The organism is Methylomonas koyamae (genome assembly GCF_019669905.1).
Taxonomy (GTDB): domain Bacteria; phylum Pseudomonadota; class Gammaproteobacteria; order Methylococcales; family Methylomonadaceae; genus Methylomonas; species Methylomonas koyamae.
Map to the genome: position 1 here is coordinate 3482952 of NZ_AP019777.1, position 13425 is coordinate 3496376.

Consider the following 13425-nt stretch of genomic DNA (forward strand, 5'->3'; position numbering starts at 1 on the left):
CTTGTTTGAAATATCTAAAAATTTCAAATATTTCTCCGCAAAAACTAGAATCTTGCGCATATACGATCTTTCGCTACAGTTATCATAATCCGTTCACAATTGCCGCATCGTTAGGTTTTGCCCGCCCTGCCCGCCATGAATAAATCTCTTTCTTTATTTCGGATCGCAACGGCATTGCTGGCCTGGCTACCGGATAGCCTGCACGCCGAAACCGACCTGACCGATCTGAATCTGGAAGAACTGCTGGCGGTAAAAATCACTTCGGTGGCAAAAAAAGTGCAGCCCTTGCAGGATTCGGCGGCGGCGGTATTCGTCATCAGCGACGAAGATATCAAGCGCTCCGGCGCCACCAGCATCCCCGACGCACTGCGGTTGGCGCCGGGCATCGACGTCGGCCGGATCGACTCCAACAAGTGGGCGGTCAGTGCGCGCGGTTTCAACGGCCGTTTCGCCAATAAATTGCTGGTGCTGATCGACGGTAGAAGCTTGTACACGCCGGCATTCGCCGGCGTGTATTGGGAATTGCAGGACGTGATGCTGGAAGACGTCGAGCGCATCGAAGTCATCCGCGGTTCCGGCGCGGCCTTGTGGGGCGCCAATGCCGTCAACGGCGTGGTCAACATCATCACCAAACATAGCGCCGACACCCAGGGCGGCTTGCTCAGCGCCGGCGGCGGCAGCGAGGAACTCGGCTTCGGCGCCTTCCGCTACGGCAAGCAAATCAACGCCTCGACCAGTGCCAGGGCCTATCTGAAAGGTTTCGAGCGGGATGCGTTGGCCCGCTCCGCCGGCCAGAGCGCCGGCGATGCCTGGAACAAAATGCAGGGCGGCTTCCGCCTCGATTCCGACCTGTCCGACGCCGATTCGCTGACGCTACAAGGCGACATGTACGCTGCCGACCTGAACCAACAACTGCTGCTCGCCGCATTGGCCGCGCCTTACCGGCAAACGGTCGGCGACCGGTCGATGGCCAGCGGCGGCAATATTATCAGCCGCTGGCAGCACACTTTCTCGGACACGTCGAGCAGCACGCTACAACTGTATTTCGATAGCTACAACCGGCGCGAAGCCTATATCGAAGAGGAACGCCATACCGGCGACCTGGATTTTCAACACCGCTTCGCGCTGAACGATTGGAACGACATTATCTGGGGCTTGGGTTTCCGCTACTCATCTTCCGACGTCACGGATATCTATCCGGATCTGATTTCCTTCAATCCGACCGACCGCGACAACAGCTATTACAGCGGCTTTGTGCAAGACCAACTGACGCTGGTAGACGATACGCTTTGGCTGACGCTGGGCTCGAAACTGGAACACAACGATTTCACCGGCTTCGAAGTGCAGCCCACGGCGCGCTTGATGTGGGGGCCGCACCCGAACCACCGCCTGTGGGGCGCGATATCGCGCGGGGTACGGATTCCGTCGCGGGTCGACGCCGATATGAGCTTGGTGGGCCAAACTCTGCCGCCATTTACCGGCCAAAATGCAACGCCGTTTCCATTGGCGCTTGCCGTGATGGGTTCGCAAACTTACCAGGCCGAACAATTGCTGGCATACGAAGTCGGTTACCGCTTCAGTCCGAATCCGGCCTTTTCGTTGGATATCGCCGGCTTCTATAACAACTACAGTACGCTTCGTTCATACCAACCCAGCGCCATTGACACCTCGCAACTGCCGGCCTATCTGCGCCAGCCGTTTTACATCGACAACGGCGGCGCCGGCCGTACTTACGGTATCGAAACCTCGGTCGTTATGAAAATGCTGGACTGGTGGCGTTGGGACGTCAGCTACAGTGCGCTGAAAAGCGAACTCAGCAGCAACGCCTATTACCGGGAAGCGATCTCGCCGCAGCATAAACTTTCGTTGCGGGCGGCATTGAATCCGGTATCCGACGTGACGCTGGACGCCTGGCTGCGCTACGTCGACAACGCCAGCGCCTTCACGCTGGCCGGGCCGGCCTACATCCGCTCCTATACCACGCTGGATTTACGGCTGGGATGGAAGTTGAACCGCGCGGTGGAACTGGCGCTGGTCGGCCAGAATCTGCTGGATAACCGCCATTTGGAGTACATCCAAGAATCGTTCACCCTGCCGACAGAAGTTCAGCGCGGCGTTTACGGCAAAATCACCTGGGAGTTTTAGACCCCCACCGCACCGCCCGCTAGGCCGTAATGCGCGGCCGCAGCCGCCCGTCTAAACGCCGGCGTGGCCGGCAGACTTTGTCTGCTAAGCGATATCAATCGGCGGTTAGCGGTTGCCGCAAACATGCTCGCCTTGAGCCCGCAGAAAACCGAGCTGTTTCCGGACGATGCGATCGACCTGCTTTGCGGTAATGCGTTCTTCCGCGGCGGCCTCGCGGCAGGTTTTGCCGTCGACGCGGCATGCCAGCAACAATTGCCGCTGCGGCAAAGGGAGTTGCGCCAAGCCGTTCAGAAAACTCCGCCAGGCTTGCCGACCGGCCAGGATTGCGTCCGGCTGCGGCCGCGGGCATGCCCAGTCTTCGTCGATGTCGCCTCCGTCCCATTGCCCGCGCCGCGCCGCCATACGGGCATGATCCAAGGCCAGATTGCCGGCCACCCGGTACAAAAACGCCCGCGGGTTGGAAATTCCGTCACCGGTTTCGAGCCGGGCGATACGGATAAAAGTGTCTTGCAGCAAGTCGGCGGCGGTATCGGGGCAATTGACTTGGCGCAGCAGATATTGGCGCAGTTCGGCTTGATGGCGCAAAAAGGCGGCGGTGAGCGGGGGATGGTTGGTGTTCATAATCCAGAGGAAAACAATAGCCGCCGATCAATAAAAAATGCGGCGGCGAGGTATTTTGGTTTTATTTGCCGGCGTAGCGTGGGCATACATGAGGCCGGTAATGCCGGAAGCGACTGCCGAGACCATTGCCCCCAAAACGTCTGCCGTTCAACCACCTGCCGCTCTTCAAAGTCAACATGTTGGGGGACGCGCCTCCCCTAAGCTACGGCCGTCAGTAGTCCACACGCACCGAGCCGATGAAGGAGATTGGCTCTCCCGGCAACGCGCCTGTCCGATCGGAAGCTCGCGAACCGCGGTAATACTCCTTATCCAACAGGTTATTGACATTGAATTGCGTGGTTAGCTTGCTTCGGCTCAAATTCCAGCTATACGAGACCATCGCATCCAAGCGTACGAAACCGGGCAAATCGTAGGTATTGTCGTTATCCCCCGCCCGCTTGCCTTGGGCAAACATGCCAGCGCCGACCTTGAGATGTTCGTCCGGATGGTACGTCAACCATAGGCTGCCCGAGTGTTCGGGTACGTTTGGCAGGCGCTTGCCCTGTTTGGACGCTAAGCCCCACGGTGCGAAGCCGTTGTCCTTGGTTACTCGGGCATCGGCATACGCGTAGGTTCCCACCATACTCAGGTAATCCGTAATTTCCCCTGTCAGATCCAATTCCACCCCCTGACTGCGCGCGGCGCCAATTGGAATCCGGTAAGGCAAGCCCGGCACGCCGGTCAACATATTCTCTTTGGTCAAATGGTAATAAGCGAGATTGGAGGTAAAGCGGCCGTCAAAAAACTCGGTTTTCAGGCCGGCTTCATATTGTTCGCCCAATTCGGGTTTGTTGTTGGCGTTGGTCGGCGTCAAGCCGTTATTGGAACCGATGGATTCGACATAGTTACCGTAGACGGAAAGCCACTGCCAGGGTTGATAGACGATGCCGAAACGCGGATTCAGCCGATTGTCTTCATGATCGCTGATCTGACTGGTCGCCGCGCAACAGACGGTACCGTAACTGAGGATGTCGTAACGCCCACCGATCAAGAAATGTACTTTATCCCACAGTGTGATTTGGTCTTGGGCGTAGACGCCATACCATTCGTCTTTCTCTTTCCACCAAAAATCGTAAGGTATGGCATTGACCGCATTCATGTCGATCAAGTGATTGTTCGGTTCGAAAACGTCCAGTGCCGGAATCGCGCCGTAAGTCCAGTGATTGTCGTAAGTGTTGGTTTTCAGATGAAAATAATCGCCACCGATCAGTAGCTTGTGGCGTAAACCATACGTTTCGAACTCACCGGCAAGATCCAGACTGGTTGCGAATGTTTCCCTGTCCGTAGGTCCGGTCGTCAACGCCCGATTGATCGTACGGTTATCGCCGTTCAAACTTCCCGCCGGAAAAATCGAGTTAAATTGATGGTCCCACTGGTGCCAATTGAATTTATGCTCGATTTTCCAATGGTCGTTAAAGCGATGGGAAAGATTGGTGGAAATCTGATTGCTGTCCATGCTGCTGAGGCGCAGTTGCTCGTCGCCGACGTAAAATCCTTTCGGCAACGGCGCCGGACGATTGCCTAACGCCGGAATGCCGAAATCCATGACGTAGTCGTCGTGCTGATGCTCTAGTTGAATCGTCGCTTCGGTCCGGTCCGAAATTCGCCAAGTTAACGAAGGTGCGACATAAATGCGTTCGTTTTCGTTGTAGTCTCGAAACGAATTCTGGCTTAGATAGGCCACATTCAGCCGATACAACAAGGACTTATCGTCGTTGACCGGCCCGGTCGCATCGACTGTCGTACGGTACATATCGAACGAACCGAATTGTTGTTGCAGCGAATAGTGGGCTTCTTCGCGTGGCTTCTTGGTGACGTAGTTAACCAAGCCGCCGGGTTGGGTGCGGCCGTAAAGCATGGCCGCTGCACCTTTCAGCACCTCGATGCGCTCCATCCCGGCCGGCTCGAAATAGCCGGCGTGTTGCCGCAAGCCGTCGCGGTAGATGTTCGCACCCAAACTGAATCCGCGCACAATAAAGCCCTGGTACAAATCGCCAAATTCGAAATTCCGCTGCACGCCACTGACATTGCGAGTCACCGCGTCGTCGAATAGCACCGCTTGCTGATCGTCCAGCACCGTTTTCGGCACCACCTTAATCGACATCGGCGTCTGCATAATTGGCGTATCCGTTTTGCTCGCGGTAGAAGAGTTGGTGCGCGCGTAGCCGGGATTGTCGGGACTATTGGGATCGAATCGGTAACGGCCGACTACTTTAACTGCCGGCATCGTCGTAGTGGCATCGCTGCCATTTTCGGCGGCTTTCACCGCGACCGCGTTCTCGGCTGTAAAACGGTAACTTAGGCCGGTGCCCACCAGCAGCTTTTGCAAGGCTTCGCGGGCGGTGTAAACGCCATTCAGGCCGGCGGTAGTTTTACCCTTCAACGCCTCGCCGTCGCTGAAAATTTGCAAATGCGTTTCCGCCGCCAATACTTTCAGGGCGTCGTTGACGCTTTGCGGCGCGATATTCAGGGTGTGCGGCGCGTCGTCGGCAACCGCCGGTGCGACGGCGGCCATTACGGCAACTGCGAGTAGCGTGCGGCGCAAAATCCTTGTATTCGGTCTCATGGTATTCCTCGGGTGGCTAAACGAATGGCGCCGCGATTTTTGCGGCTCGTTAGCTAAGACAGGTCAGCGCCAGGAATCTGGTCAGGTTGTACGGGAAATATCTTGAAAAAGGCATTGCCCGGTTTCCACGCGTCGCGTAGAGACAGGGCTCGCCACGTCGCAATGTATGCCAAGCCCGGCATTCTCGCGCGGCACGGGAACGAATATCGAAAATGTCAGGCATCCGCAAAACGCATTACGGGCTGACAGCGCCCCGACGTCAGAGTCTAGCGGCTACGCAGGCTTCTTTGCCCCGCTCACGACAAAACGCCGCCCGTCGATTTGCTTGATGCTGATCGGAAATGTGGCTTTCAGCGTGTTTAAAATCACCGCCAGATTGCCGGTGTCGAAACTGGCCGATACCCGGATAGGCTGCAAGTCGGGGTCGGCGAACTCGAATTCCACCGGATGGTAACGCGCGACTTGCGCCAACACCTCCTCGAGGGTGGCCAACTCGAACACGGCGCGGCCGTCGCGCCAGGCGATTTCCTTGCCGGTATCGGCCTCAACCGGCCCGGAGAACTCGCCGCCGCGAGCTACCCATTGCCGGCCGGCGGTTACCGCCACGCCGCCGCCGTCCGGCAGCGCCAAAGCGGTTTGCAGCCAGTGGCGGCCGGCGTGCAGCCAGCGGTCCAGCCGGCGATTGCCGGTGAGTGCGGCGTCGGGATGGACCGCAACTTCGCCTTCGGTCACGGTCACCTTGGTTTCGCCACCGGCCAGGCTGACGTTAAAACCGGTGCCGATGTCGCGCACGCGGACGTTGCCGGCGACCACCTCGAACGGCCGATCCGCTTGATGCGCGACGTGGAAAAACGCTTCGCCGCGTTCCAACCAAACCTCGCGCCGCTCATTGCCGATTTTGACGCTGACTTGGCTATCGGTATTCAGTACCAATTGCGAACCGTCGGCCAGCGTCAGGCTCTGGCGTTGGCCGATCGCGGTGCGGTACTGGTCGGTGGACAGATAGCCGTTAAGGCCCAACGCGGAAACCATCACCAATAATGCCGTTCCGCCGTGACGCCGGACTGCGCGCAGACATTGCCGGCGCTTCAGGTTTTTGGCGCGCAAACGCTGCACGCTGTGTCGCAACGGGAAATCGGCAGCCTTGAATTGGTCCAAGCGCTGCCATAACTGCAACGCACGCTGGTATTCGTGCCGGTGGGCATCGCTTTGCGCCAGCCAAGCCTGAAGTTGGCTTTCCGCAGCAGAAGTCCATTCACCGTTATGTTGGGCGAATACCCAATATCCGGCTTGTTGTTGCAGGTTTCCGGCGGGAAGGTGAAGCGTCGATTTCATTGCGCAGTCGGTTCTAGGGTCTATGGTCCTATTGGTTAAGACAGCTCAGCGACGTTTAGCCGGCCATGCCGTCGCCGAAAAATTCCTCGCCCAGATTTTGCAGCACGTGTTGCCAGGCTTTCAGAACATAGCGCTGCGCCGACTTGGCGGAGATGCCCAGCGCTGCGGCGACTTCAGGATAACTGAGGCCATCGAATTTGTTCAACACGAAAGCATGCTGGCAAACCTCCGGCAACAGGCCCAACACCGCCAGAAAGCGTTCGAGCTGCTGTTGCGCGGCAACGGCGGCATCCGGGCTCGGCGCCGTACTTGGTAGAGATTCGGTATCTACGGGCTCTTCGCTATGGTAACGCCGCCGCACCTGGTCGTAGTCGTAAAGGTTGCTGCTCAGATTGGCGGCGGTTTTAAACAAATATGCCCGCGGATTGTCGATGGCGTCCAGGTCCGGATGGTTCATCAGCCGCAAAAACGCTTCCTGAGCGATGTCTTCCGCCGAATGCGGTGAGGCTCGGCGTGCAGCGAAAGCCAACAGCTCTCCGTTGTGCTTGCGAAATAATTTGTCCAGTAAGTGGTGCCAGGTCATAGGCGCAGTGTTGAACCCGATGGGCGGGGCCGGGAATAAAGTGAAAGGCGGCAGCGCAACCCGCTTTTACAGCAAGATTCGCGCCGCCATTCGCGCTGCGCCCCGATCAGCCCATGCTCCAGCTTGGCAGTCCCTTGTTTTCTATCGCGAATTCGGCGACAGGTATTGCCGGCTCGGAAAAACCGGGTAGCAAAGGCTGCCGGCCGAAAATTAGGTGATATCGCGCAAATTCCGGGAGAATTATGGGAATTGGCTTATTTGCGGTCGAATGGCGATATCGGCAAACTTTTGGCTGGTGGTTTGGATCGGAACGGAATTCGGCAACAAGACTGGCGACTGAAGCCCAAATCAGCGGGCGGCGGCGTTTAACCTGCGATCTCGGTTAGAATGGCCGCTGTTTTCAACCCAGGAGACACCGCGATGAACGAATTCTATGGACCGCACCAGCGGGAACTGCAAGCGCGGCACGACACCGTCAAGCTGGCGGACCGTTTGCAGCAAATCATCGTCGAACCGCAAATTAACGAGCAACACCGGGCTTTCATCGAGAGCCGGGACTTTTTCTTTCTAACCACGGTAGACCACCGCGGCTACCCGACCTGTTCCTATAAAGGCGGCAATCCCGGTTTGGTAAGAGTGGCCGGTCCGCAGGAATTGGCGTTTCCGAACTACGACGGCAACGGCATGTTTTTGTCGCTGGGCAATATCAACGGCAACCCGAAAATCGGCCTGTTGTTCATCGACTTCGAGACGCCGCACCGGATTCGGGTACATGGCGACGCCTCGATCCAAACCAACGATCCGCTGCTGGCCGCCTATCCCGGCGCGGAATCGATCGTGCGGGTGGCGATCAGCGAGATTTTTGTCAACTGCCCGCGCTATATTCACCGGATGCACCGCGTTGCTTCGTCAAAATACGTCCCGCAAGCGCATCAAGCGACACCCTTGCCGCAATGGAAGCGCATAGACGCGGTACAGGATGTTTTGCCGGCTGGCGATCGGCACATCGCCGAGAGCCTGGGCGGTATTATCACCCCGGAGCAATACGGGGCGATGGTGATTAGCGGCGATGCCTGAACGTTGAGCCTCGGCCTTTAAATTTAAAAAAGGGAGACCGGGAGGTATTTTCCAAACACACTCCCCTACCCCCTTGCTGTCCTAGCGGTACTCTTTCAATGAAGAGAGCCGCCACACATAACCCAACAATAAGCACGTTAAATTTGGAGAACAACATGAGCGGAAGAATCGTAATGCGTACCGGCGAAGCACTGGTCGCCGGCGGCCCGGCCGGCACCGCGGCAGAGCCGGAAATTGTGATCGGCGAGCTGGACGGGCCGGTCGGTACCGCAATCGCCACGCTGACCGGCGACCAGGTCCAAGGCCATAGCCGGGTGTTCGCGATTTTGAACACCGATATTCAAGTGCGGCCGGTGACGTTGATGGTCAGTAAAGTCACGGTCAAAAACAGCCGCTACACCAATATTTTGATGGGTACGGTGCAGGCGGCAATCGCCAACGGCGTGTTGGACGCGGTGCGCGCCGGCGACATTCCGAAAGAAAAAGCCAACGACCTGGGCATCATTTGTTCGGTATGGCTGAATCCGAGCGTGATCAAGGACGATAAACTCGACCACCGGATTTTGTTCGACATCCACCGCCAAGCCATGGCCAAAGCCATCCATAAAGCCATGACCAACACCCCGGACATCGATTGGCTGCTGGAAAACCAGGAAAAAATCGTCCACAAATACTTTCAAATGGGCCTGGACGGTAAGATTTGACCCCTCCAGCTTAATATCGGATCAATATTAATTTGACAGACCGGCAAAATCCGCCTAAAAAGACAAACTGATTTCGATTCGAAATCAGTTTGTCTTGTTTACACGGGAGATTTTGCTATGAATATGCGCCTTTCACTGTCCGCCGCCGGACTGTTCCTGACTCTTTTCGCTTCAGCCCAAGCTGCCGAACACAGTGTGGCTTACCCGGAAGGCTACCGCACCTGGCTGCACGCCAAAAGTATGCTGATCCAGCCCGGCCATGCCTTGGAAAATCCGTTTCAAGGCCTGCACCACGTCTATGCCAATAAAAAAGCCGAGAGCGGCCTGAAATCCGGCAAATATGAAGACGGTTCGGTGCTGGTATTCGACCTGTTGCAATACCAGGAAAAGGATAAAACCATCCAGGAAGGCGAACGCAAACTAGTGGGCGTGATGCAGAAAGATTCGAAAAAATATGCCGCGACCGGCGGCTGGGGCTTCGAGGGCTTTGCCGGCAACAGCAAAACCGAACGCTTGGTCAAAGACGGCGGAGCGAGTTGTTTTGCTTGCCACGCCTCCGAGCAAAAAACCGATTATGTGTTTTCCCAATACCGGCCCTGATCCGGTTTTCCCGGCCGACAGGCAGGTGCCGGTTGCCGGCGCCTGCCGTTGGTCGAGTTATTTTGCCGAGGCATGCTCCAGCAAACGGATACCGTCCTGCTCTATCGCAATCCGCCGTTGTTTGTACAAGCCGCCGATGGCCTGTTTGAACACCTTTTTGCTGACGCCAAAGGTATCGTAGATCAACCCCGGATCGCTTTTATCGGTCAGGGCGATATAGCCGCCGCGCCGGGCCAGGATATCCAGAATTTTCGCCGACGTGGCATCCACTTTTTGGCCGTATTTTTCTTGGCTCAGGATTAAATCCAATTTATGGTCGGGCCGGATCTTCTTGATGTAGCCGGTCAATTTCTGGCCTTTCTTCAGCGGCTGGAACACTTCGTTTTTGTACAGCACGCCCCAGTATTGGTTATCGACCACGGCCTTGAATCCCAGCTCGGTATGCTCGGCAATGATCAATTGCACGGCCTGGCCTTCCTTGTAGTAAAACGCCTGATCCTGGATGAAATCGTCCAACACCATCGACGCGGCGATGCGGTTGTCCTCGTCCAGAAACAAGCGAACCAGATAGGAACGGCCTTCGCTGACCTTGCCTTTTTGCTCGCTGAACGGCAGCAACAAGTCTTTCGGTAAGCCCCAATCCAGAAACGCCCCCGCGTGGCTTAACGACACGCACTTCAACCAAGCCACCTCGCCGGCTTGCGCCAACGGCATTTGCAGAGTAGCCACGGTTTGGCCTTTGCCGTCGATATAGACAAAGGCCTCGACTTTGGTCCCGGCCGGCAAATCGGTTACGGGCTGGGTATCGGCCAACGCAATTTCTCCCCATTCGCCGCCGTCTAAATAATATTGGTTGTCGCGCCGACTGAGGACGGTTAACGCATTGACTTTACCTAATTCGATCATGGGAATCCGAGAAATTGAGACAGGCCGGCCGCATCGCGTCGGCAGCGGGAGAATAGCGAAACCGCATTATACAAGCAATCATGCAACGGCTGACCGCGACTTGCGGAGCGCGAAATCGGCAGCAATTGACTCGGCTCAATCCCATTACCGGCGCGAGCGACTATAATGGCCGGTTTTTCAGCACGATACGGCGCTCGAAATCGAGTGCAAGAGCCCCCCGATGAATCTATTACTCAAATACCTGTCCTCTTGCTGGTTTCTGAATAATCCGGCAGATTTGGTCCCGCCCAAATCCTTTATGTGGAAAAACGTGGCGTTTTATTTAACTTCCGGCATCATCGTCGAGAGCTTGATCGCCGATCCGGCCGACGGCACGTTGGAAGTATTGGGCCGTACCATCATGGCTTTCAGTTCGGTTGCGGTATTGCTGCTGTTAGAGAAAAAATGGAGCCTGTTCAGCCAGTTATACACGTCGATTTTCGTCTGCGAAAACTTCATTATGTCGCTGGCCATCGCCGCGGAAGGCCTGGATTACTGGCTGGTGTTGAAACACCACCCCTACCGCGAGGAAATCGGCATCGGCATCGCCGTGTTCCTGGTGGTCTGGTACATCAGTATCGTCAGCTACATCTTCCGCGGTTTTTTCAAATATCCGACCAGCACCAGCGTAATCTATGCCGTCAGTTACTTCGTGATGACCTACGGCATTCCGATGCTGTTGATGGACATTTAATCGGGCTCCGGGCGGGCTCGATTCGGCGTCGGCTTGACGTTACAAAATCTCCGCCAAATTGCCTTTGTCTTCCAACCAGATCTTACGGTCGCCGGCTCGTTTCTTTGCCAGCAATAGATCCATCTGCTGAAACGCCTCGGCGTGGTCCGGCACCGTCAATTGCACCAGCCGGCGCGTATCCGGATTCATCGTCGTTTCGCGCAGTTGCGACGGATTCATTTCGCCCAAACCCTTGAAACGCTGGATATTGATCTTGCCGCTGAGTTTTTCGGCTTCGATCCGCGCCAGCACACCCAAACGTTCCGATTCGTCCAACGCGTAAAACACCTTTTTGCCGACGTCTATACGGTACAACGGCGGCATTGCCACGAACACATGGCCGGCTTCGACCAAGGCTTTGAAATGCTTGTAAAACAGTGCGCAAATCAAGGTCGCGATATGGTTACCGTCGGAATCGGCATCGGCTAGGATGCAGATTTTGCCGTAACGCAGATTGCTGAGATCGTCGCTGTCCGGCTCGATGCCCAGCGCCACGGCGATGTCGTGCACTTCCTGCGACGCCATCACCTCGTTGGAATCGACTTCCCAGGTGTTCAAGATTTTGCCGCGTAACGGCATGATGGCCTGGAACTCGCGGTCGCGAGCCTGTTTGGCCGAACCGCCGGCCGAATCGCCCTCGACCAGAAACAGTTCGGTACGGCTGATATCCTGCGCCGAACAATCGGCCAGCTTGCCGGGTAAGGCCGGCCCGGCCGTGATTTTCTTGCGGACGATTTTCTTGGCCGAGCGCAAGCGTTTTTGGGCGCTGGCCAAGATGATCTCGGCGATTTTCTCGCCTTCCTGCGGATGCTGGTTCAGCCACAGGCTGAAGGTATCCTTGGCTACGCCGGAGACAAAAGTCACACATTCGCGCGAACTCAAGCGTTCCTTGGTTTGCCCGGAGAATTGCGGATCTTCCAGTTTCACCGACAGCACGAAATGGCAATTTTCCCAGACGTCTTCCGGCGCGATCTTGACGCCGCGCGGCAGCAGATTGCGAAAATCCAGAAACTCGCGGATTGCTTCGGTCAAACCGGCGCGCAGGCCGTTGACGTGGGTACCGCCTTGCGCGGTCGGCACCAGGTTGACGTAACTTTCCGCGACCGCCTCCGGCAGACTGTCCGGCGTCCAGACGATACCCCACTCCACCGCCTCGTTGCTGGCGACCATGTTGGCCATGAACGGCGGCTGCGGAAAGATTTCGGCATCGCCGACCCGGTCCAGCAAGTACTCCTGCAAGCCGTTCTGGTAGCACCATTCCAAGCGTTCGTCGCTGAGCTCGGACACCAGCACGATTTTCAGCCCCGGACACAGCACGGCCTTGGCCCGCAATACGTGCTTCAGCTTGCTGACCGAGACCCGGTTGGAATCGAAATACTTGGGGTCCGGCCAGAAATGCACGCTGGTACCGGTGTTGTTTTTGCCGACGTTGCCGGTTTGCACCAATTCGCCGACTTTATCGCCGCCGGCAAACTCCATTTGGTAAACGCCGCCGCCGCGTTTGATCTCGACCAGCAATTTCTCGGACAGCGCATTGACCACCGACACACCGACGCCGTGCAGGCCGCCGGAGAACTGGTAATTCTTATTGGAAAATTTACCGCCGGCGTGGAGTTGGGTCAGGATCACCTCGACACCGGGAATGCCTTGTTCCGGATGCATATCGACCGGCATGCCGCGGCCGTCGTCGACGACCTTGACCGAGCCGTCTTTATACAACGTCACTTCGATGTACTTTGCGTAACCGGCCAGCGCTTCGTCGACGCTGTTATCGACCACTTCCTGCACCAAATGGTTGGGCCGGGTGGTATCGGTGTACATGCCGGGACGCTTGCGCACCGGGTCCAGGCCGCTCAGCACCTCAATCGCGGCGGCGTTGTATTCTTGGGTCATGGTGTCTTGTCAAAGTTAATGAACGAGTGTCGGCCGGCCATTATATGCCAAGCCAACCGCGCAACGGAGGCTACGGGCAAATGTTCGTAGCGGTGAGCGCGAGCCGGAACCACTGAATTCATAAGCACCCTGGCCGGTGCAACAGCCAGTTGCGCGAATTCCAACTCACATTGCTAGCCGTTAT

11 protein-coding genes are annotated in these 13425 nt (G+C 56.8%); 5 read left to right on the forward strand and 6 right to left on the reverse strand.

Annotated elements, in window-relative coordinates; genetic code table 11:
• The first annotated feature begins 135 nt into the window (after window positions 1–135).
• The gene (locus MKFW12EY_RS15590) at window positions 136–2145 is read left to right on the forward strand and encodes a TonB-dependent receptor plug domain-containing protein (protein ID WP_221053335.1); all 2010 of its coding nucleotides are present in this window, start codon (window positions 136–138) and stop codon (window positions 2143–2145) included.
• 105 nt (window positions 2146–2250) lie between these two features.
• Here MKFW12EY_RS15590 and MKFW12EY_RS15595 read toward each other — a convergent pair whose 3' ends face one another.
• The 4 genes from MKFW12EY_RS15595 to MKFW12EY_RS15610 all read right to left on the reverse strand — a co-directional run bounded on the left by MKFW12EY_RS15595 (window position 2251) and on the right by MKFW12EY_RS15610 (window position 7289).
• Window positions 2251–2766, reverse strand: coding sequence for an RNA polymerase sigma factor (locus MKFW12EY_RS15595; protein WP_064040357.1), 516 nt, complete (start codon window positions 2764–2766; stop codon window positions 2251–2253).
• 211 nt (window positions 2767–2977) lie between these two features.
• Window positions 2978–5371 (reverse strand): TonB-dependent siderophore receptor, encoded by a 2394-nt coding sequence (locus tag MKFW12EY_RS15600; protein ID WP_082409979.1) that lies wholly within the window; start codon window positions 5369–5371, stop codon window positions 2978–2980.
• A 273-nt stretch (window positions 5372–5644) separates the two neighbouring features.
• Window positions 5645–6706, reverse strand: coding sequence for a FecR family protein (locus MKFW12EY_RS15605; protein WP_221053336.1), 1062 nt, complete (start codon window positions 6704–6706; stop codon window positions 5645–5647).
• A gap of 55 nt (window positions 6707–6761) precedes the next feature.
• Window positions 6762–7289 carry an RNA polymerase sigma factor gene (locus MKFW12EY_RS15610; RefSeq protein WP_054763120.1) on the reverse strand — a complete coding sequence of 176 codons (528 nt, stop codon included), beginning with the start codon at window positions 7287–7289 and terminating at the stop codon, window positions 6762–6764.
• A 420-nt stretch (window positions 7290–7709) separates the two neighbouring features.
• Between MKFW12EY_RS15610 and MKFW12EY_RS15615 the strand changes: the two genes are divergently transcribed.
• The 3 genes from MKFW12EY_RS15615 (at window position 7710) to MKFW12EY_RS15625 (ending at window position 9670) form a co-directional block, all read left to right on the forward strand.
• Entirely contained in the window at window positions 7710–8366 is a 657-nt protein-coding gene (locus tag MKFW12EY_RS15615; RefSeq protein WP_054763118.1) for a pyridoxamine 5'-phosphate oxidase family protein, read from the forward strand.
• 155 nt (window positions 8367–8521) lie between these two features.
• Complete coding sequence (gene fae / locus MKFW12EY_RS15620; RefSeq protein ID WP_054763122.1) at window positions 8522–9070, forward strand: formaldehyde-activating enzyme; 549 nt, start codon at window positions 8522–8524, stop codon at window positions 9068–9070.
• Between the two features lie 117 nt (window positions 9071–9187).
• Entirely contained in the window at window positions 9188–9670 is a 483-nt protein-coding gene (locus MKFW12EY_RS15625) for a cytochrome P460 family protein (RefSeq protein WP_064020944.1), read from the forward strand.
• A gap of 57 nt (window positions 9671–9727) precedes the next feature.
• Here MKFW12EY_RS15625 and MKFW12EY_RS15630 read toward each other — a convergent pair whose 3' ends face one another.
• A complete protein-coding gene (locus MKFW12EY_RS15630; protein ID WP_054763117.1) occupies window positions 9728–10576 on the reverse strand; it encodes a CvfB family protein in 849 nt (282 codons plus the stop codon).
• Between the two features lie 220 nt (window positions 10577–10796).
• On the opposite strand from MKFW12EY_RS15630, the gene MKFW12EY_RS15635 reads away from it, so the two are divergent.
• The gene (locus MKFW12EY_RS15635) at window positions 10797–11309 is read left to right on the forward strand and encodes a hypothetical protein (protein ID WP_245006325.1); all 513 of its coding nucleotides are present in this window, start codon (window positions 10797–10799) and stop codon (window positions 11307–11309) included.
• Window positions 11310–11348: 39 nt separating this feature from the next.
• Here MKFW12EY_RS15635 and parE read toward each other — a convergent pair whose 3' ends face one another.
• Window positions 11349–13241, reverse strand: coding sequence for a DNA topoisomerase IV subunit B (parE, locus tag MKFW12EY_RS15640; protein WP_221053337.1), 1893 nt, complete (start codon window positions 13239–13241; stop codon window positions 11349–11351).
• Between the last annotated feature and the right edge of the window lie 184 nt (window positions 13242–13425).